This window comes from Agrobacterium sp. LR_9, from assembly GCF_041954855.1.
In the GTDB taxonomy this organism is placed as follows: domain Bacteria; phylum Pseudomonadota; class Alphaproteobacteria; order Rhizobiales; family Rhizobiaceae; genus Agrobacterium; species Agrobacterium leguminum.
The window spans coordinates 162,944-182,242 of the sequence record NZ_JAVAYA010000007.1; the positions used below are offsets into that span (position 1 = coordinate 162,944).

The window sequence follows — 19,299 nt, forward strand, 5'->3', positions numbered from 1 at the left end:
TGTGGCGACTTTTCCTCAACATCCCGGCGAAAGAAAGGTAGATTATGACAGACTTGACGATTGGCGGCCCGGCTCCCGATTTTACTTTGCCCCGCAACGGTGAAGGGACGGTGACATTGTCCAAACTGCAAGGCAAGGCCGTCATCCTCTATTTCTATCCGAAGGACGATACTTCCGGCTGCACCGCAGAAGCCATCGACTTCAGCGCGCTGGGCGGCGAATTCGAGGCAGCCAACGCCGTCGTCATCGGCATTTCGCCCGACAGCGTCAAAAGCCACGACAAGTTTGCGGCAAAACATTCGCTATCCGTCATGCTCGCTTCCGACGAAGAGAGGAAGGTTCTGGAAGCCTATGGCGTCTGGAAGGAAAAAAGCATGTATGGCAAAAAATACATGGGTGTCGAACGCACGACCGTCCTCGTTGCCCCGGATGGAAAAATCGCGGAAATCTGGAACAAGGTGAAGGTCGCGGGCCATGCCCAGGCCGTTCTCGAGGCTGTGAAGAAGCTCTGAGGGACCAACCCGTCGTGACGCCCCCGTTCAAAATCATCTCGCTGCGAGGCGGCGCGACGGATGCCATCGTGAGCGCCGATCTCGACAGAAAGACCGCACTCGCGCAGGAAACGGCGACACGCTGGTTCGAGCGCCGCCTGTCGCTGCGCTCGCCTCTCGACCCGCCGCTGCCCGAGCGGCCGGGCAGACCCGAGAAACCGGAACTCGTGCCGCCAACCGCCGTGGAACGCCGCTCCCTTCACAGCGTCAGGGGCCGCATCGCGCTGCTGCACGCCATAGCCCATATCGAACTCAACGCCGTCGATCTCGCGCTCGATATTGTCGCCCGTTATGCCAGCGAGCCGGTGCCGCATTCCTTTTTCGACGGCTGGATGCAGGTCGCCTTCGAGGAGGCGAAACATTTCCGGCTGGTGCGGGACAGGCTGAGAAGCCTCGGCGCCGACTATGGCGATCTGCCGGCCCATGACGGGCTCTGGCAGGCCGCGCATTCCACCCGCAACGATCTCACTGCACGGCTCGCCGTCGTCCCGCTCATCCTGGAAGCGCGCGGACTGGACGTCACCCCTTCCCTGCAGGCGAAGATGCGTGAGACGGGCGATCTCGAAAGCGCCGCCGTTCTCGATGTCATCTATAATGACGAAAAGGGCCATGTCGCCATCGGCGCGAAATGGTTCCGGTTCCTGTGCGCCCGTGAAAAGAAGGACCCGGCCGCGACCTTCAGGCAGCTGGTGCGCGCCAATTTCCGCGGCCCTTTGAAACCGCCCTTCAACGACATTGCCCGCGCCGAGGCCGGCCTGACGCCCTCCTTTTACCGCTCGCTCACATCCGTCAGCCAATAGCCGACATCGCCGAAAGGCCTCTCCGGCAAAACTTCGTTAACCTTAACGAATTATGATTTCCCTTAAGAAATCGGCCAGTCCGGAGAGAGATTGTGACTGATACGGCGGAAAACCGGGTATTCGGCAAAAAGCGTGAGCCTCACGTGCTCATTCTCGCGCGCGGCGACAGGGTGCGGCACATGACCATCCGTCCGTGGATGGCGGCGCTTGCCGGCTGCACGATCGGCCTTTTCTCGCTCGGTTATCTCGGAGCCACAGGCTATCTCATTTTGCGTGACGATCTGATCGGCGCGACCATGGCCCGCCAGACCCGCATGCAGAACGACTATGAAGACCGCATCGCAGCGCTGAGAGCCCAGGTGGACCGTGTCACCTCCCGGCAATTGCTCGATCAGCAGGTCGTTGAAAAGAAAGTGGAAAAGCTGCTGGAACAGCAGGCGGCGCTGACCTCGCGGCACGGCCGAATGAGCGAATTGCTGGAGCGCGCCGAAAATTCCGGCATCGCCGCCTCCCCGGCCGCACCCTCTTCTCTTTCGAACGCCATGGCGCCGGAAAAACGCGCTGACCTCTCCGGCGGCCTTTCAGCCATCGAAAAGCTGATGACGCCACGCAAGCCGCAGGTGGAAAAGCCGGCCACATCGGACAGACGCGCCGCCTATGTACCCGAAGCCGGCGAAACGCCGTCCGACCGGGCCGACCGGGTGTTTTCCAAGGTGACCCTGTCGCTGAAGGATATCGAACGCCAGCAGATATCGCGCATCGCCAGACTGACCAGCGACGCCGAGGACAAAGCGAATGCGATGCAGGACATCATCCGGCAGGCGGGCCTGAAAATCGAAGAGAACGGCAACGATGACATAGGCGGCCCCTATGCCGACCCCGAGCGCGGGGACACCGATCCTTTCAACCTGTCGCTCACCAATCTCGACAATGCGCTGAACCGGCTCGACATCGTCAAGGAAACCGCGACCACCCTGCCCTTCGGCAACCCGGCCCCCGGCCGGGCGATCACCAGCCGATTCGGCAACCGGATGGATCCGTTTCTCGGCCGCCCGGCCCTGCATACCGGCATCGATTTTCGTGCTGAAACCGGTGCTGACGTCAAATCCACCGGCGCGGGCAAGGTGACGGTCGCGGAAAATTCCGGCGGCTACGGCAATATGGTCGAGATCGATCACGGCCAGGGCGTCTCGACGCGATTCGGCCATCTCTCCGCCATTCTGGTGAAAGCCGGCGACAGGGTCGAGGCCGGCGACGTCATCGGCCGCGCCGGCAGCACCGGCCGCTCCACCGGTCCGCATGTGCATTACGAGGTGCGCCGCAACGATACGCCGGTCGATCCGATGCGGTTCCTGATCGCCGGAACGGAACTCAAAACCTTTTTAAAATAGCAGCCCGATTTTAATGCTTTTTTTGCGCTTTTTACGATAAATCGCTGAAATCTGCACCAAAGGCCAAGATGCCCCGCCCGAACCCCGCTGTTTCGCGCGCTTTTCCCGTTGTTTCCTTGACTTTCCGGCAATTTGGGCATATCCCCGCGCCAAGTCTTTGCAAGTGCCGTCGCGGCACGCAGGTGTTCTTACCGAACCAGAACGGAAAAAGTTCTTCCTTTGACAACATTCTCTGATCTTGGCCTGAGCCAAAAAGTTCTTTCCGCTATTGCAGATGCCGGCTACACGACGCCGACACCCATTCAGGCTGGCGCCATTCCGCCGGCGCTGGAAAAGCGTGATATCTGCGGTATCGCACAGACCGGCACGGGCAAAACCGCGTCCTTCGTTCTGCCGATGCTCACGCTGCTCGAGAAGGGCCGCGCCCGCGCCAGAATGCCGCGCACGCTGATCCTTGAGCCGACCCGTGAGCTGGCAGCGCAGGTGGCGGAGAACTTCGAGAAATACGGCAAGAATCACAAGCTGAACGTCGCGCTCCTGATCGGCGGCGTTTCCTTCGAAGACCAGGACCGCAAGCTTGAGCGCGGCGCCGATGTGCTGATCTGCACCCCCGGCCGCCTTCTCGACCATTGCGAGCGCGGCAAGCTTTTGATGACCGGCGTGGAAATCCTCGTCATCGACGAAGCCGACCGTATGCTGGATATGGGCTTCATTCCCGATATCGAGCGCATCGCCAAGATGATCCCGTTTACCCGGCAGACGCTGTTCTTCTCGGCCACCATGCCGCCGGAAATCCAGAAGCTGGCCGACCGGTTCCTGCAGAACCCCGTTCGTGTCGAGGTCGCCAAGCCCTCCTCCACGGCAAAGACCGTTGCCCAGCGCATCGTTGCCGCGCACAACAAGGATTATGAAAAGCGCGCCGTGCTGCGCGATCTCGTCCGCGCCGAAGAAGCCGAACTGAAGAACGCCATCATCTTCTGCAACCGCAAGAAGGATGTGGCCGACCTCTTCCGTTCGCTCGACCGTCACGGTTTTTCCGTCGGCGCGCTGCATGGCGACATGGACCAGCGTTCGCGCACCACGATGCTGCAGAACTTCAAGGACGGCAATCTGAAGCTGCTCGTCGCCTCCGACGTTGCCGCACGCGGCCTGGACATCCCCGATGTCAGCCACGTCTTCAACTTCGATATTCCCATTCACTCGGAAGACTATGTCCACCGTATCGGCCGTACCGGTCGTGCCGGCCGCTCGGGCAAGGCCTTCACCATCGTCACCAGAAGCGACACGAAGTATCTCGACGCGATCGAAAAGCTGATCGGCGAAAAGATTGAGTGGCAGAACGGTGACCTCTCCACCCTTCCCGCGCCCATGGAAAGCTTTGAAAGCAATTCCGGCCGCCGGGGCAAGGAACGGGGCGGCAGGGGCCGCGACCGCAACCGTCGCGACGCAGCGCCGGTCGAAAACATCAATCAGGGTGCACAATCCGCTGCGGACACGGACATCGCGGCTCATGGAGACGACAAGGTGAAAGCAGAACGCAAGCAGGAAAAGACCCCGCGCAATTCCGACCGCAATAGCCGCAATCCGTTGCACGCCAATGACGACAACCGCGACCGCCGCCGCCATTATCGCGACCATGACGATGGCCCGACACCGGTTGGTTTCGGCGACGACATCCCCGCTTTCATGCTGATCGTGGCCAACGCCAAGGCCTGACCGCGGGAATGGACAGCATGACGCCGACCGCCAGGCCAGGTCTCGATTTTCCGGGTGTCGGCGTCGGCCTCGCCATCCTGCGTGACGGCCGCGTGCTTTTATGCCGGCGTCTGAAGGCGCCGGAAGCCGGATACTGGAGCATTCCGGGCGGCAAGGTCGATCACCTTGAAACCTCCCTCGCCGCGGCACGCCGCGAAGCCGAAGAAGAAACCGGGCTCAAGATCGGCAACGTCGAATTCCTCTGCCATAGCGAATTCATCGATACGGAAGATCGCCACCACTGGGTTTCGCTGATCTTCGTCACCCACGCTGCGCAGGGTGAGCCGGCACTGACCGAACCCGACAAGCTTTCCGCCATCGGCTGGTTCGATCCGGATAAGCTTCCCGAACCCATCTCCGCCTTTGCCAGGGACGCCCTGGCCGCCCTTAAATAAAGCCGCACAGACGGCCGACCGAACTCGCTCGCAGGCGACAATGTCCGTCAACCGGCATATCAAGCAGTTATGTTGATGTGGACTTCGGAGCCGGCTTCGCTCCCTCCGCGCGATATCTTTTCCATAAATTCGAAAATGAAAGAACGTCTTTGCGCAGGAGTTTCCTAATTCAATTTTAAATTGCTTAAATTAGCTCCACGTAAAAAACCGCCCCAGTTTCCCGAAGCGGTTTATACGTAATGAAAAAAATAGAATATGAAAGGCAATATAGTCTGGCAGTGCTTATATTCGGAACACTTTCCGAGGCCTGTTACAGCCAATTTCAGTCGTCCCCTGAAACAGTTACATCTAAGCTAATCATTTACTTTCCGTCAAGCAAATCTTCTCGCAAATGCGAAAAAACCGCGAGGAAAAACTTGCGCGCGCCATGAAGCTTTACATATTTTGAATATATATCAGCAAGTTAGGAAAATGGGAATAAAATGTGCATTTTTGTGGGCTGCACTCTAGAAGGCAGAATTAATAGCTCACGTTTCCCAAATTGCATCTCTACTCCACAAATATAATAGTTTTATAAAGCAATACCGTCGTTCATCCTCGCTGACGTCTTCTCGCCTTGGAAACAGGTAGATGATTAAGATTCTGTGGGAAATCAACGACAACGATCATCTTCAGCCTCCGACGGTAAAAACAACTTAAAATTGACGCATGTGGCGTTTTTTCCGACGCAGACTCGAGGCTGCACGGAGGCAACATCCCATTGCGATGTTAAATCCGTGAATTCATGCAGTTACAGCTTCGATATAATCAGTCGGATGCCAAGAATGATAAGCCCCCACATAAAAATGGAGACGATTAAAACCAATAATAAAAACCTGCACCTAAAATAAAGTATGATATTTTTTGCAATATTCTCCATTTTCTTTCCATGATGGTACGCCGTTGGCTGCCAAATACATTTGGCGTGGAAGAAATTCCGATCAGCGGTGTCTTTCTTCCCTTGGCTTTATCGCAGGGGAAATCACGACCATCGCCATCACGACAATCGCGAACAACAAAATAAATGGGCACAAAACGAGCATTGCAAGGCCCTTAGTCGCCGAACCGAATACTTTGCGTAGCAACCCTGACCTTTCAACGCGCATCGCGGCCGCCTTTTTAGAGATCTGTGTCTCCAGAAATTGTCGTCAACGCTTCACAATCGAATCGTCTTGAAGACCGCGAACGATCATCAAGCATTCAACGGCGAGATATTTGATTCTATGCAATGGAACGAAGCGTGCTCTCTATCTTGCTGATGCCTTTAACACAGTGCTAAATAACCTATTAAAACAAGTGCGTCCTGGCAGACGCGCTCCCAATGGATGACATGCGAACACAGAGAGGATTAAATTACATTTGGATTTTTGTAAACTCCATTTGTGATTTAATTTAAAGGAATTTGGCCAGGAAAGAAGTCGAGCCCAAGACAGCCCTAGGAAAACGCCTCCGCGCTGTGAGGGCGGCGTTCGATATCGATGACCGGGATGTCTTCGCCAACCGACTGGCAATCAGCAAAAGCGGGCTGGCGCATTATGAGCGGGGCGAACGCGTGCCCGATGCCGAACTGCTTTCCGCGTACCACCGGGAATTTGGCGTGAACATATCATGGCTGGTGACGGGACATGGAGATATGTTCGAAGGTGGGCAATCGGCGAGCGCAGACTATAGCTCACATCAGCTTTTAGTGGATCTGATCAATCCTCTCGGAAGATTGATCAACAAAGTTTACCGCGACCATGAGGTGAGGATAACCGACGATCAGCGCTTCGCGGAGTTGACCAGATGGCATAATAATTTGACCCGCCGCGCCGGCTCATCCTTCGATTGGAACGATCTTATGTCCCAGTTGCCGTGGGTAGAGCAAAGCCTTGGAGAGGAGTTGCTCTCCAGGCGCACAAGCCCGGAAACCAGCAAAAGATCGGCGAGCTGATCCTCACAAACAATGCAGACACACGGGGCAATATGATGGTTTTGCGGGAATGTCCGTGAAGCGCGCGTATTTTTCCTTTGGAAAACCGGTTGTTGCCGATAAACATCAAGCCGGGACAACAGGATTTCTATCACGTCATGCTTTCACTTCGCCTGCTAACGATCATCGCCGGTTTTGCCCTTGCGGGCTCAGCAAGCGCGGCATCGATTGGCATTGTTGCGCCCCAGAGCGGTCCTTACGAACTTCTGGGGCAGCAGGTACGGCAGGGCGCGAAGGCGGCGGCGGCAAAGCTCGGGCTGGATGTCGTCGAAATCCATGAAAGCTGCGAAGATGGCAGCGGCGGCGCGATAGCCGATGGCCTCGTGGCCGCCAAGGTCAGCACCGCAATCGGTTTCTTGTGCACCGAAACGCTTCAGGATGTTCTGCCACCGCTGAAAGCGGCCGCCATTCCCGCCATCACGCTTTCCAGCCGCGCGCCGATCCTGATGGAAGACGCCCTGAAGTATGGCTGGCCGCTCTTTCGCCTCGCCCCGTCTGACAGGGCCGAATCGGACAGGATCGCAGAGATCATCCTGCGCGACTGGAAGGGACATTCCATCGGACTTGTGGATGACGGCACGATCTACAGCCGCGAGCTGGTCGACCGCATCCGCTCGTCGCTCGAGGAAAACGGCCTGAAGCCCACCCTTGCCGATACGATGCGTCCCAACCAGGAACAGCAGGTGGCGCTGGTGCGCCGGCTGGCGCGCACCGGCATTTCCCATGTCTTCGTCGGCGCGGAACGCAACGACGTCGCCATCATTGCCAGAGACGCGGGGTCGGAGAACATTCCCCTCACCCTCATGGGCGGCGATGCCATGAATGCGGCCAACAATCCGGTCCCCTTGGCCGCGAATGTGCTGGCGGTCACCCGCCCGGCCTATGATACCCTGCCATCGGCCCAGGCGGTTGCCGGCGAACTGCGCGGCGCCGGCATCGAGCCGGAAGGTTACGTCCTGCCGGCCTATGCGGCAGCGGAACTCACCGCCGCCCTTGCGGAAGCCACACAGGCGCAGTCGAAACCCGCGCCGGAGATACTGGCGGGCGGCACCCTTTTCAAAACCGTTCTCGGCGATCTCGGCTTCAACCCGTCGCATGATCTTTCGGACAATCCCTATCGCCTGCAGCGATGGAACGGCCAGCGCTTCGAACCGGCGGACAAGGCTGAAAGACAATAGGCGAAACCCGCGCCGCCGAAAATTCGAGGAAACGCAGCTGAAAACCGCCGGCAACCGCGCGACCGGCCGTTTCAAACCCCGATACTTGGTGTTAAAGGCAGCTTACGCAACGCGTCGAGAGGAGTTTGCCCCATGTCCCTGCCCATCCGCATAGCCCCGTCCATTCTGGCTGCCGATTTCGCCAAGCTCGGACAGGAAGTCGCCGATGTCACGGAAGCGGGCGCGGACTGGATTCATCTCGATGTGATGGATGGCCATTTCGTCCCCAATATCTCCTTCGGGCCGGATGTCATCAAGGCGCTGCGGCCGCACAGCATGGCGTTCTTCGACTGCCATCTGATGATCGCGCCCGTCGATCCCTATCTCGAAGCCTTCGCCAAGGCGGGCTGCGACAGCATCACCGTGCATGCCGAAGCCGGGCCTCACCTGCACCGCTCGCTGCAGACGATCCGCGGGCTCGGCAGAAAGGCCGGCGTGACGCTCAACCCCGCAACACCGCTTTCAGTTATCGAAAACGTTCTTGATGACGTCGATCTCGTCCTGATCATGAGCGTCAACCCCGGTTTTGGCGGGCAGAAGTTCATTCCGGCCATGCTGGACAAGATCCGCGCGGCAAAGGCCATGATCGGCGACCGGCCCATCGAACTCGAAGTGGATGGCGGCGTGACGGCGGAAACCGCAGGCGCGATCGTTGCCGCCGGTGCGAATGCGCTGGTGGCCGGCTCGGCCATCTTCAAGGGCGACGGCGTTGCCGACTACCGCAAGACGGTCGCGCAACTGCGCCACGCAGCGGAAGCCGCGCGGACATAACCGCCGCCGCCGAAGGGCGCACGGCAAGCCGTTGGGGGATCGGCATGGAAAGCGACAGGCGGGGTTTCCGTGACACGGCTTCGGCAGCGCTGTTTCCGCTGCTCGGCGCGCTTGTCTGGGCCGTCTGTTCCAGCGCCGCCGCCGCTATCGGCCTCTATGTCAGGAACCGGCTGGAAACCGACCATGCCGCCGACATAATCATGCTTTTCTTCGCGGGCGGCCTCTTCGGCTGGCTGCTGGCCATGGCGGCGCTGCACCTTCTCCCTGCTTCAGCCGCCCTGCCGCTGCGTTTCGTGGCGGCCTGTCTTGCCATCGCTTTTTTCACGCTGGCAGTTGCGGCGGCGTTTTTCGCTTTCGAATACCGTATTTTTTATGCGCAATGGCACGCGCCGGCATTCTCCCGCATCTGGTTTTTCCAGCAGCTCTTCACATCGCTCGGCGCGATTTACCAGTTCTGCATTCTCGGCCCTGGCTTATATTTTCCCTTTGCCATCGTTCCGCTCCTGCCTGCGGGCGCGATCCTCTGCCGACGTGCGCAACGAGCAACAGAGGCATGTAGCTTGATAGATTGAGATTACCGGAACACTTTGCTAAACGGGCAGCAAATTTCCTCCACAAAGAAAGTCATTGCCATGATCCCTCGTTATTCCCGGCCGGAAATGGTCGCCATCTGGTCGCCGGAAACAAAGTTCCGCATCTGGTTCGAGATCGAGGCATATGCCTGTGACGCACTTGCCGAACTCGGCGTTATCCCGAAGTCCGCTGCCCAGACCATCTGGGAAAAGGGCGGCAGCGCCACCTTCGACGTCGCCCGCATCGATGAGATCGAAGCCGTCACCAAGCATGACGTCATCGCCTTCCTCACCCATCTTGCCGAATTTGTCGGTCCCGACAGCCGTTTCGTGCATCAGGGCATGACCTCGTCGGACGTGCTCGATACCACGCTCAACATCCAGCTCGTACGCGCCGCCGATCTGCTGCTCGCCGATATGGACCGGGTGCTGGCGGCGCTGAAGACCCGCGCCTTCGAACACAAGAACACGGTGCGCATCGGCCGCAGCCACGGCATCCATGCCGAGCCGACCACCATGGGCCTGACCTTTGCCCGCTTCTATGCCGAGATGTACCGCAACCGTGAGCGCCTCGTTAATGCCCGTGCGGAAATCGCCACGGGTGCGATCTCCGGCGCCGTCGGCACCTTCGCCAATATCGACCCGCGCGTCGAAGAACATGTCTGTGCCAAGCTCGGCCTAATTCCCGAGCCGGTCTCCACGCAGGTCATCCCGCGTGACCGCCACGCCATGTTCTTCGCAACCCTCGGCGTCATCGCTTCGTCGATTGAAAACGTCGCCATCGAAATCCGCCACATGCAGCGCACCGAGGTTCTGGAAGCGGAAGAGTTCTTCTCTCCCGGCCAGAAGGGCTCGTCCGCCATGCCGCACAAGCGCAACCCGGTTCTGACCGAAAACCTGACCGGCCTTGCCCGTCTGGTGCGCATGTCGGTCGTTCCGGCCATGGAAAACGTGGCTCTGTGGCACGAGCGCGATATCAGCCACTCCTCCGTCGAACGCGCCATCGGCCCCGACACCACTGTCACGCTGGATTTCGCGCTGAACCGCCTGGCCGGCGTCATCGAAAAGCTGGTGATCTATCCGGACAACATGCTGAAGAACATGAACAAGTTCCGCGGCCTCGTGCATTCGCAGCGCGTTCTCCTGGCGCTGACGCAGGCCGGCGTATCGCGCGAAGACGCTTACCGTCTGGTACAGCGCAACGCCATGAAGGTCTGGGAACAGGGCGCCGATTTCCTTGAGGAACTGCTGGGTGACGAAGAAGTGCGCGCCGCACTTCCCGAAGAGGTGATCCGCGAAAAGTTCGACCTCGGCTACCACACCAAGCATGTCGACACGATCTTCACCCGCGTCTTCGGCAACGCCTGAGACTTGAGCTGAGTTTGAGACCTTGAAGTTAATGCCGCCGCGACCTTGATCGCGGCGGCATCGCAACACAGATATGGGCGCATGAAAGTTTCAGAAGCAGATATCCTGATCGTCCCCGGTTATACCAATTCCGGCCCCGACCACTGGCAGAGCCGCTGGGAGCGCAAGCTTTCCACCGCCCGCCGCGTCGAGCAGGCCGAATGGTCCAAACCCGTGAAGGAAGACTGGGTCGCTCGGCTGGTGGAAGAGGTCAATGCCTCCACCAGGCCCATCGTCCTCGTCGCGCATTCGCTCGGTGTGCCGACCGTCATCCATGCCCTACCGGAAATCGGCAAGAAAGTATCCGGCGCGCTGCTCGTCGCGCCGCCAGATGTCGCCAATCCCGATATCCGGCCGAAGCACCTGATGACCTTCGGGCCTTACCCGCGCGACCCGCTGCCTTTCCCGGCGATCACCATCGCCAGCCGCAACGATCCGTTCGGCTCTTATGAACATGCCGATGACATCGCCGCCGCCTGGGGCTCGCTTTTGATCGACGCCGGCATGTCCGGCCATATCAACACCGAGTCCGGCCATGGTCCGTGGCCGGAAGGCGGTATGGTCTTCGCGCAGTTTTTGAGCCGCCTGAAGGCTGTCTAGCCCCGATGGCATCGGCCCTGCGGACCGCCTCCCCTTCGATCAGCCCCGGAAGCCTAATTTCAAGGCGCAGCGGTTTCCCCGGCCTGTCACAAGAATTGAAGGGAAATATGCGAGCCGCATTGTAGAATGCACTCTTTTCCTTTATGGGACCGCTTCAAAGACCAAACGCAACGCCACCAGAATCGGCGTCAACCAAGAGACCTGCAATTATGAACCGTCGCCGCCGTATTTACGAAGGCAAGGCCAAGATCCTCTACGAGGGTCCGGAGCCAGGCACGCTTATCCAGTTCTTCAAGGACGATGCGACCGCCTTCAACAAGAAGAAGCATGAAGTCATTGACGGCAAGGGCGTGCTGAACAACCGTATCTGCGAATACGTCTTCACGCATCTGAACAAGATCGGCATTCCCACGCACTTCATCCGCCGCCTCAACATGCGCGAGCAGTTGATCAAGGAAGTGGAGATGATCCCGCTCGAAGTCGTGGTGCGCAATGTCGCTGCCGGCTCGCTGTCGAAGCGCCTCGGCATCGAGGAAGGTGTGGTTCTGCCGCGCTCCATCATCGAATTCTATTACAAGTCCGACGAGCTCGAAGACCCGATGGTCTCCGAAGAGCACATCACGGCTTTCGGCTGGGCCAACCCCGCTGAGCTCGACGACATCATGGCGCTCGCCATCCGCGTCAACGACTTCCTGTCCGGCTTATTCCTCGGCGTCGGCATCCAGCTCGTCGATTTCAAGATCGAATGCGGCCGCCTTTTCGAAGGCGACATGATGCGCATCATCCTCGCCGACGAGATTTCGCCCGATAGCTGCCGCCTGTGGGACATCGAAACCCAGAAAAAGATGGACAAGGACCTGTTCCGCCGCGACATGGGCGGGCTTCTCGAAGCCTATTCCGAAGTCGCGCGCCGTCTCGGCATCATCAATGAAAACGAACCGATCCGCGGCACCGGCCCTGTCCTCGTGAAGTAATATCGGCCTCGTGAAATAATATCGACACCGCAAGGGTAAAATCAGGAGAAGATCAGGTGATCAAGGCACGGGTGACTGTTACGCTGAAGAACGGCGTTCTCGATCCGCAGGGCAAGGCAATCGAAGGCGCGCTCGGCAGCCTCGGTTTCGGTGGCGTTGGCCATGTCCGTCAGGGCAAGGTCTTCGACCTGGAGCTGGAAGGCGCCGACAAGGCCAAGGCCGAGACCGACCTGAAGGCAATGTGCGAAAAGCTGCTGGCCAACACGGTCATCGAAAACTACGCCATCGCCATCCTCTAAAGCCGCAGGAGCCGCTCCGATGAAATCCGCTGTCGTCCAACTTCCCGGCCTCAACCGCGACCGCGACATGATCGCGGCGCTGACGAAAATCTCCGGAAGCGCGCCCGTCACCATTTGGCAGACGGAAACGGATATTCCCGACGTCGACTTGATCGTCATCCCGGGCGGCTTCTCCTATGGTGACTATCTGCGTTGCGGCGCCATCGCCGCCCGCATGCCGGTCATGCAGGCCATTCGTGAAAAGGCCGAAAAGGGCGTCAAGGTTCTCGGCGTCTGCAACGGCTTCCAGATTTTGGTCGAGGCGGGCATGCTGCCGGGCGCGCTGATGCGCAACGCCTCGCTGAAATTCGTCTGCCGCGAAGTGAAGCTCGAAGTCGCCAATAACGACACGGACTTCACCCGCGCTTACGACAAGGGCCAGATCCTGCGCTGCCCCGTCGCCCATCACGACGGCAACTACTTCCTTGATGCGGATGAGCTGAAGTCGGTTGAAGGCAACGGCCAGGTGGTGTTCCGTTATGCCGAGGGCACCAATCCCAACGGCTCGCTGAACGACATTGCCGGCGTCATCAACACCAAGGGCAACGTTCTCGGCATGATGCCACACCCGGAAAACCTGATCGAAGCCGCCCATGGCGGCAATGACGGCCGCGGCCTCTTCGCTTCGGCGCTTGGCGTCATCGCAGCCTGATAGACAAAGGCGGGTTTCAAACCCGCCTTTTTTGATGCCGGCTTCCGGCTATGTTTCGGCTCTTCTTCTGGATGACCTGATGCCCCGCATTCTTCGATACGATGCCTATAAAGCCACCGGACTGATCCTCGCTGCCGCCGCACTCGCTGCCTGCCAGCCGAAACCGCAGCCTTCCTCCTCCGTCTCCCGCGCGGCCCTGCCGACCATGGAACGGATCGCGCTTGGCGCGAATGCCTGCTGGTTCAAATCGGGCGACGCGGCGTTCAAGGCCTATCGCCTGGCGCCGGAACTCAACTCCTTCTCCGGCCGTCCGCGCATCCTGCTCGTGCCGCGCAACAGCCCGGAATCGCGCCCCATGCTGGTGGTTCAGGCAGAAGGCAACCCGGCAAAGCTCGATGCTTTCGGCCCCGTGATGAACGAAGCCCTTTCCGGCCGCATCGCAACCGACGTCAAGCGCTGGGCGAACGGCGGCAAGGGCTGCTGATCGACAGGCACCGGCACCCCGTGAAAACGCGGTCGGCATAAAAAAACCCGCCAGCGCCGGTTGGGATTGGCGTGGCGGGTTGCCGAATGGCTGCTTGGCGCCGGGGAAAGAAGGCGCCGCTCTCCGACAAAAATCAAAGCGGCCGCGGCGGCCAGGAAAAAAGCCGGGATTTTGCCGCCTCCCTCAAGGCTTCATCCCGCGTAACGCCGATATCGTCTAGCAGATCGTCCGAAAGCTCCCGCAGGGCGAAGCGCCCCTGACGTTTCCGCTGCCATGAGGATACGCCCGCAATCAGGCGACCAATAAGCGTGCGGGCGATCCTGGCCGGAAAGGGCGCCGGTGCGACCATGTCGCCGGCATCGCGGAACACGCGTTCCCGTTCGTAGCCATCAGGATAGAGTGTATCCGCTGTCGAAAGGTATTGATCCATCTTGCGCATATTGCACCTATTGTCTCCGTGCGTTTAGCCTCATTCAATGCAGACAATAAATACAATTGACCTGAGGACAGATACAATGCATAAATTGTCACCATGACAAATTGGCTTCCCGACATTACCGAGGGCGACGGCCCGATTTACCTGCGCCTCGCCGACAGTATCGAAGGCGCGATTTCCGACGGCACCCTGCAGGCCGGCTCGAAACTGCCGCCGCAGCGCAATCTTGCTTACGATCTCGGTGTGACAATCGGCACAATCAGCCGGGCCTATGCGCTGATCCATGAGCGCGGCCTCGTCAGCGGTGAGGTCGGGCGCGGCACCTATGTCAATGAGCGCAAGACCCCTGCCCCGTCATTGCCCATGGAGCCGGCAACGGCCGCCTTCGGCAGCACGCGCCACGCCGTCGATACCAGCGCCGAATTCCGGTTGAACACCACTGCTGCGCCGGATGTCGGCCAGAGCGTGCTGATCGCCAGACACATCGAGGCGGTAACCAGAGAGCATCCCCAGGACATTACCAATTATGCCCGCTCTTTTCCCGACAACTGGTGCATGGCGGGCGTTCGCTGGCTTTCCCAGAATGGCTGGTCGCCGAAGCCGGAAAACATCGTTTCGACGCTTGGCGCCCATGCGGCGGTGATGAGCGTGATGTCGGCGATGACCGCGCCGGGCGACCGCATCGTCTTCGAACCCGTCACCTATTCCCACATCAGCCGCAGCGCCGCCCTTGCCGGCCGGCGGGTGACGCTGGTGGAGGCGGATGAGAACGGCATTGTCCCGGATGATTTCGAACGCGTCTGCGCCCAGCAGCACCCCAAGATGATCTTCCTGATGTCGGCCGGCCAGAACCCGACCTGCGCGACCCTGCCGGAAGAGCGCCGCCGCGCGATTGCCGATGTCGCCCGTCGTTACGGCGTGTGGATCGTCGAGGACAATCTTTATGGCGCGATGACGCGCGATGCGATCCCGCTGATCGCAGAATTTGCGCCCGACATTACCTTCGTCGTCGGCGGCCTGTCGAAATCCGTCGCCGCCGGCGTGCGCGGCGGCTGGGTCGCCTGCCCCGCGCAATATTCCTCGCGCATCCGTATTTCCCACTCGATGATGACGGGCGGCCTGCCCTTCATGCTGGCCGAACTGAATGCGCGCCTCGTCAATAGTGGCGACGCCGACGACATTCGCAAGGATTGTATCGCCGAGATCAATCAGCGGGAGGCGATTGCCCGGCGGGCCTTCGCCGGACTGGATTTCAATTCGCTGCCCGATATCGCCTTCCTGTGGCTGAGACTGCCCGAACCCTGGCTTTCCGGCACGTTCCGAAACGCGGCGATGAAAGAAGGCGTGCTGATAGATGACGAGGATGAGTTCAAGGCCGGCCGCACCGACAAGGTTTTCCATCGGGTGCGCGTCAGCCTTTCCGGTCCATCGAACCAGCAAGAGTTGACCCATGCCCTCGGCATCCTGCGCCACCTGCTCGACAACGGCTCCGCCGGTTACGAAAGCGTTGCCTAGAGGGCAGAGAGTCTTTCCTGCAACACCCGGCTTAATTCAGTAACTTATCATTTACCACGCCGACAAACCTGCCATCCTTTCCGCATTCGAGGTGGGGAATGATTCGATGGCAGCATTCGGTTCCACATGTATGAGGGCGTGTTTCACGCTGGCAATCCTTCTCGCGGCATGTGTCTTCATCGGCATCATGCCCGCCACTGCTGCGGAAGGCACCGTCTTCGACGAATTGCGCTTCGGCGCAACCACCTCAATCTCCAATCGCGACAATGGCGGCGAGGATGGCATCTTCCCGGCCTTCACCGCCTATTTTGATCCCTTCGCCAGTGCATCTGCGGTAACGCTCGGCCAAAAGCTCTCCCGCCCGCGGCTGCATATCGGTGGCGAGATCGGCACTGAGGGCTCGGCGAATACCATTTACGGCGGTGTCAACTGGACCTTCGATCTCAACCCGAAGATCTTTCTCGATTTCGGTTTTGGCGGCCTCTGGCACGATGGCAAGCTGAGAAACAGTGCCGGCGAAACCGGTGCGGAATTCGGCTGCCGGGTGCTTTTCCACGAATATGCGGCGATCGGCTATCGTTTCGATAATAACTGGAATATTTCGACCCAGATCGAGCATGCATCACACGCCAATCTGTGCGACGGCCCGAATGACGGGCTCACGCGGGTAGGCCTTATGGTCGGCTACAGGTTCTGAAGAAGCCAAGAAAGCAGCGTTTTGCGGGTAAAACCGCGCATTTTCCTGTCGCACCTTTGAGCCTCTTGCGCTAAAGAACCGGAAACTTTCCTCGGCTCGAACCGCGTGAGACCTATGTCTATCTCAAACTCCATCAAGATCACCCCGGAACTCGTTGCATCCCACGGGCTGAAGCCCGACGAATACCAGCGTATCCTCGACCTGATCGGACGGGAGCCGAGCTTCACCGAGCTTGGCATCTTCTCGGCCATGTGGAACGAGCACTGCTCCTACAAGTCCTCCAAGAAGTGGCTGAAGACCCTGCCGACCAAGGGTCCGCGCGTCATTCAGGGCCCCGGCGAGAACGCCGGCGTGGTCGATATCGACGATGGCGACTGCGTCGTCTTCAAGATGGAAAGCCACAACCACCCCTCCTATATCGAGCCCTATCAGGGCGCGGCAACGGGCGTTGGCGGCATTCTGCGCGACGTCTTCACCATGGGCGCACGCCCCATCGCCGCCATGAACGCCCTGCGTTTCGGTGCGCCTGACCATCCGAAGACCCGCCACCTCGTGGCCGGCGTCGTCGCCGGTGTCGGCGGTTACGGCAATTCCTTCGGCGTGCCAACGGTTGGCGGCGAAGTGGAATTCGACTCGCGTTATAACGGCAACATCCTCGTCAACGCCTTCGCAGCCGGCCTTGCCAAGTCCAACGCGATCTTCCTTTCGGAAGCCAAGGGCGTTGGCCTGCCGGTCGTTTATCTCGGTGCAAAGACCGGTCGCGATGGCGTTGGCGGTGCGACCATGGCGTCCGCCGAATTCGACGAATCCATTGAGGAAAAGCGCCCGACCGTTCAGGTCGGCGACCCCTTCACCGAAAAGTGCTTGCTGGAAGCCTGCCTTGAGCTGATGAAGACCGGTGCGGTCATCGCCATTCAGGACATGGGCGCCGCCGGCCTCACCTGCTCGGCCGTTGAAATGGGCGCTAAGGGCGATCTCGGCATCGAGCTTGACTTGAACGCCGTACCGGTGCGCGAAGAGCGCATGACGGCTTATGAAATGATGCTGTCGGAAAGCCAGGAGCGCATGCTCATGGTTCTCGAGCCTTCCAAGGAAGAGGTCGCCAAGGCGATTTTCGTGAAATGGGGTCTGGACTTCGCCATCGTCGGCAAGACCACCGACGACCTGCGCTTCCGCGTCATTCACAATGGCGAGGAGGTCGCCAACCTGCCGATCAAGGAACTGGGCGATCAGGCTCCCGAATATGACCGCCCGTGGACACCCGCGAAGGTGCCCGCACCGCTTGCGGAAAACGACGTCCCGACTGCTGATATCGCCGATGCGCTGGTATCGCTCGTCGGTTCGGCCAACAATTCCTCGCGCCGCTGGGTTTACGAGCAGTATGACACGCTGATCCAGGGCAATTCGCTGCAGCTGCCGGGCGGCGATGCCGGCGTGGTTCGTGTCGAAGGCCATGACAAGAAGGCGCTCGCCTTCTCCTCCGACGTCACACCGCGTTATGTCGAGGCCGATCCCTTCGAAGGCGGCAAGCAGGCCGTGGCCGAATGCTGGCGCAACATCACCGCAACCGGCGCTCTGCCGCTTGCGGCCACCGACAACCTCAATTTCGGCAATCCGGAAAAGCCCGAGATCATGAGCCAGCTGGTCCATGCCATCAAGGGCATCGGCGAAGCCTGCCGCGTGCTGGAGTTCCCCATCGTTTCCGGCAACGTCTCGCTCTATAACGAGACCAACGGTCAGGCGATCCTGCCCACCCCCACCATCGGCGGTGTCGGCCTGCTGAAGGATTGGAGCCGCATGGCGCGCATCCGTTTCGCCGCCGCTGACGAAGTGGTGCTGCTCGTCGGCGCCCCTGCCGGCCTCGGCACACACATCGCCCAGTCGGTTTACATGCGTGACATTCATGGCCGAACCGATGGCCCGGCGCCGCATGTCGATCTGGCCGCTGAAAAGAACAACGGCGATTTCGTCCGCAGCCTGATTACCGACGGTCTTGCCACCGCCGTTCACGATTGCTCCTCGGGCGGTCTGGCACTTGCAGTCGCCGAAATGGCGATTTCGTCGGGCATCGGCGCGACCATCGACGCGGTCGAAGGCCACAACCCGGTCCTCACCTTCTACGGCGAAGATCAGGGGCGTTATGTTCTGACGGTCAAAAAGGCCGATCTCGACGAGGTGCAGACAGCGGCGAAGGCGGCGGGCGTTTCCTGCCCGGTCATCGGCGTTACCGGCGGTTCCACCGTAAAGCTGGGCACGGCGCGGGCTGTCGAGATTAAAGAATTGCACTTGGCCTATGAATCGTGGTTCCCTCAGTTCATGGATGGCGAAACTTTGCTCGCCGCAGAATGAACTAAGGAGAAACACCATGCCCATGAAACCCGGCGACATTGAAGACATGATTAAGGCGGGAATTCCCGGGGCAAAGGTCACGATCCGCGATCTGGCCGGTGATGGCGATCATTACGCCGCGGAAGTCGTGGCAGATGCGTTCAAGGGCAAGACCCGCGTGCAGCAGCACCAGATGGTCTATGACGCGCTGAAGGGCAATATGGGCGGCGTTCTGCACGCCCTTGCCCTGCAGACCTCCGCTCCCGAATGATGGCGGCCGTGAAAGCGGTTGCGACAAAGGCAGGTCTCTGTCCCGCCTGTGGGAAAGCCTAAAGACTGCGAAACAAACAAAGGCCCGCGTGACGCTCTCACGCGGGCCTTTTCATATCAGGCAGAATGGGAACG

21 protein-coding genes are annotated in these 19,299 nt (G+C 59.6%); 19 read left to right on the forward strand and 2 right to left on the reverse strand.

The window, feature by feature from the left end:
• Window positions 1-44 precede the first annotated feature (44 nt).
• The 5 genes from RAC79_RS11175 to RAC79_RS11195 all read left to right on the forward strand — a co-directional run bounded on the left by RAC79_RS11175 (window position 45) and on the right by RAC79_RS11195 (window position 4,892).
• Window positions 45-512, forward strand: coding sequence for a peroxiredoxin (locus tag RAC79_RS11175; protein ID WP_020810868.1), 468 nt, complete (start codon window positions 45-47; stop codon window positions 510-512).
• Window positions 513-526: 14 nt separating this feature from the next.
• Window positions 527-1,351, forward strand: a complete 825-nt coding sequence (locus RAC79_RS11180) for a ferritin-like domain-containing protein (protein ID WP_065655196.1) — start codon at window positions 527-529, stop codon at window positions 1,349-1,351.
• Between the two features lie 92 nt (window positions 1,352-1,443).
• Window positions 1,444-2,742 carry a M23 family metallopeptidase gene (locus RAC79_RS11185; RefSeq protein WP_174039355.1) on the forward strand — a complete coding sequence of 433 codons (1,299 nt, stop codon included), beginning with the start codon at window positions 1,444-1,446 and terminating at the stop codon, window positions 2,740-2,742.
• Between the two features lie 219 nt (window positions 2,743-2,961).
• Complete coding sequence (locus RAC79_RS11190; protein WP_003520451.1) at window positions 2,962-4,458, forward strand: DEAD/DEAH box helicase; 1,497 nt, start codon at window positions 2,962-2,964, stop codon at window positions 4,456-4,458.
• An 8-nt stretch (window positions 4,459-4,466) separates the two neighbouring features.
• Window positions 4,467-4,892 carry an NUDIX domain-containing protein gene (locus tag RAC79_RS11195; protein WP_142845086.1) on the forward strand — a complete coding sequence of 142 codons (426 nt, stop codon included), beginning with the start codon at window positions 4,467-4,469 and terminating at the stop codon, window positions 4,890-4,892.
• An 855-nt stretch (window positions 4,893-5,747) separates the two neighbouring features.
• Here RAC79_RS11195 and RAC79_RS11200 read toward each other — a convergent pair.
• Window positions 5,748-5,963 carry a hypothetical protein gene (locus RAC79_RS11200; protein ID WP_142845085.1) on the reverse strand — a complete coding sequence of 72 codons (216 nt, stop codon included), beginning with the start codon at window positions 5,961-5,963 and terminating at the stop codon, window positions 5,748-5,750.
• 370 nt (window positions 5,964-6,333) lie between these two features.
• On the opposite strand from RAC79_RS11200, the gene RAC79_RS11205 reads away from it, so the two are divergent.
• From RAC79_RS11205 to RAC79_RS11250, 10 genes are all read left to right on the forward strand, one after another.
• Entirely contained in the window at window positions 6,334-6,864 is a 531-nt protein-coding gene (locus RAC79_RS11205; RefSeq protein ID WP_078052784.1) for a helix-turn-helix domain-containing protein, read from the forward strand.
• A gap of 89 nt (window positions 6,865-6,953) precedes the next feature.
• A complete protein-coding gene (locus RAC79_RS11210; RefSeq protein ID WP_174036137.1) occupies window positions 6,954-8,081 on the forward strand; it encodes an ABC transporter substrate-binding protein in 1,128 nt (375 codons plus the stop codon).
• 132 nt (window positions 8,082-8,213) lie between these two features.
• On the forward strand, window positions 8,214-8,891 hold the full coding sequence (rpe, locus tag RAC79_RS11215; protein ID WP_003520447.1) for a ribulose-phosphate 3-epimerase: 678 nt from the start codon (window positions 8,214-8,216) through the stop codon (window positions 8,889-8,891).
• Between the two features lie 44 nt (window positions 8,892-8,935).
• Window positions 8,936-9,463 carry a hypothetical protein gene (locus RAC79_RS11220; protein ID WP_078052783.1) on the forward strand — a complete coding sequence of 176 codons (528 nt, stop codon included), beginning with the start codon at window positions 8,936-8,938 and terminating at the stop codon, window positions 9,461-9,463.
• A 60-nt stretch (window positions 9,464-9,523) separates the two neighbouring features.
• On the forward strand, window positions 9,524-10,831 hold the full coding sequence (gene purB / locus RAC79_RS11225; RefSeq protein ID WP_142845083.1) for an adenylosuccinate lyase: 1,308 nt from the start codon (window positions 9,524-9,526) through the stop codon (window positions 10,829-10,831).
• Between the two features lie 81 nt (window positions 10,832-10,912).
• Window positions 10,913-11,470, forward strand: a complete 558-nt coding sequence (locus tag RAC79_RS11230; RefSeq protein ID WP_065655202.1) for an alpha/beta hydrolase — start codon at window positions 10,913-10,915, stop codon at window positions 11,468-11,470.
• 209 nt (window positions 11,471-11,679) lie between these two features.
• Complete coding sequence (purC, locus tag RAC79_RS11235) at window positions 11,680-12,444, forward strand: phosphoribosylaminoimidazolesuccinocarboxamide synthase (protein ID WP_003520440.1); 765 nt, start codon at window positions 11,680-11,682, stop codon at window positions 12,442-12,444.
• Between the two features lie 56 nt (window positions 12,445-12,500).
• Entirely contained in the window at window positions 12,501-12,743 is a 243-nt protein-coding gene (purS, locus tag RAC79_RS11240) for a phosphoribosylformylglycinamidine synthase subunit PurS (RefSeq protein ID WP_003507918.1), read from the forward strand.
• Between the two features lie 19 nt (window positions 12,744-12,762).
• Complete coding sequence (gene purQ, locus RAC79_RS11245) at window positions 12,763-13,434, forward strand: phosphoribosylformylglycinamidine synthase subunit PurQ (RefSeq protein ID WP_065655203.1); 672 nt, start codon at window positions 12,763-12,765, stop codon at window positions 13,432-13,434.
• Between the two features lie 79 nt (window positions 13,435-13,513).
• On the forward strand, window positions 13,514-13,918 hold the full coding sequence (locus RAC79_RS11250) for a hypothetical protein (RefSeq protein ID WP_065655218.1): 405 nt from the start codon (window positions 13,514-13,516) through the stop codon (window positions 13,916-13,918).
• Between the two features lie 133 nt (window positions 13,919-14,051).
• Here the strand turns inward: RAC79_RS11250 and RAC79_RS11255 are convergent, their stop codons facing one another.
• The gene (locus RAC79_RS11255; RefSeq protein ID WP_174039356.1) at window positions 14,052-14,357 is read right to left on the reverse strand and encodes a DUF1127 domain-containing protein; all 306 of its coding nucleotides are present in this window, start codon (window positions 14,355-14,357) and stop codon (window positions 14,052-14,054) included.
• 93 nt (window positions 14,358-14,450) lie between these two features.
• Between RAC79_RS11255 and RAC79_RS11260 the strand changes: the two genes are divergently transcribed.
• From RAC79_RS11260 to RAC79_RS11275, 4 genes are all read left to right on the forward strand, one after another.
• On the forward strand, window positions 14,451-15,869 hold the full coding sequence (locus tag RAC79_RS11260) for a PLP-dependent aminotransferase family protein (RefSeq protein ID WP_174039357.1): 1,419 nt from the start codon (window positions 14,451-14,453) through the stop codon (window positions 15,867-15,869).
• Window positions 15,870-15,975: 106 nt separating this feature from the next.
• Complete coding sequence (locus RAC79_RS11265) at window positions 15,976-16,566, forward strand: acyloxyacyl hydrolase (RefSeq protein ID WP_065655206.1); 591 nt, start codon at window positions 15,976-15,978, stop codon at window positions 16,564-16,566.
• Between the two features lie 114 nt (window positions 16,567-16,680).
• On the forward strand, window positions 16,681-18,915 hold the full coding sequence (purL, locus tag RAC79_RS11270) for a phosphoribosylformylglycinamidine synthase subunit PurL (protein WP_174039358.1): 2,235 nt from the start codon (window positions 16,681-16,683) through the stop codon (window positions 18,913-18,915).
• 16 nt (window positions 18,916-18,931) lie between these two features.
• Entirely contained in the window at window positions 18,932-19,165 is a 234-nt protein-coding gene (locus RAC79_RS11275) for a BolA family protein (RefSeq protein ID WP_003516012.1), read from the forward strand.
• Window positions 19,166-19,299: the final 134 nt, after the last annotated feature.

Excerpts from the sequence above, each read along its gene's own strand:
- purL (WP_174039358.1), top strand. The coding sequence starts at position 16,681 with ATGTCTATCTCAAACTCCATCAAGATCACCCCGGAACTCGTTGCATCC.
- purB (WP_142845083.1), top strand. The coding sequence starts at position 9,524 with ATGATCCCTCGTTATTCCCGGCCGGAAATGGTCGCCATCTGGTCGCCG.
- purC (WP_003520440.1), top strand. The coding sequence starts at position 11,680 with ATGAACCGTCGCCGCCGTATTTACGAAGGCAAGGCCAAGATCCTCTAC.
- RAC79_RS11255 (WP_174039356.1), bottom strand. The coding sequence starts at position 14,357 with ATGCGCAAGATGGATCAATACCTTTCGACAGCGGATACACTCTATCCT.
- RAC79_RS11265 (WP_065655206.1), top strand. The coding sequence starts at position 15,976 with ATGGCAGCATTCGGTTCCACATGTATGAGGGCGTGTTTCACGCTGGCA.
- rpe (WP_003520447.1), top strand. The coding sequence starts at position 8,214 with ATGTCCCTGCCCATCCGCATAGCCCCGTCCATTCTGGCTGCCGATTTC.
- RAC79_RS11230 (WP_065655202.1), top strand. The coding sequence starts at position 10,913 with ATGAAAGTTTCAGAAGCAGATATCCTGATCGTCCCCGGTTATACCAAT.
- purQ (WP_065655203.1), top strand. The coding sequence starts at position 12,763 with ATGAAATCCGCTGTCGTCCAACTTCCCGGCCTCAACCGCGACCGCGAC.
- RAC79_RS11260 (WP_174039357.1), top strand. The coding sequence starts at position 14,451 with ATGACAAATTGGCTTCCCGACATTACCGAGGGCGACGGCCCGATTTAC.
- RAC79_RS11195 (WP_142845086.1), top strand. The coding sequence starts at position 4,467 with ATGGACAGCATGACGCCGACCGCCAGGCCAGGTCTCGATTTTCCGGGT.
- RAC79_RS11275 (WP_003516012.1), top strand. The coding sequence starts at position 18,932 with ATGCCCATGAAACCCGGCGACATTGAAGACATGATTAAGGCGGGAATT.
- RAC79_RS11250 (WP_065655218.1), top strand. The coding sequence starts at position 13,514 with ATGCCCCGCATTCTTCGATACGATGCCTATAAAGCCACCGGACTGATC.
- RAC79_RS11220 (WP_078052783.1), top strand. The coding sequence starts at position 8,936 with ATGGAAAGCGACAGGCGGGGTTTCCGTGACACGGCTTCGGCAGCGCTG.
- RAC79_RS11175 (WP_020810868.1), top strand. The coding sequence starts at position 45 with ATGACAGACTTGACGATTGGCGGCCCGGCTCCCGATTTTACTTTGCCC.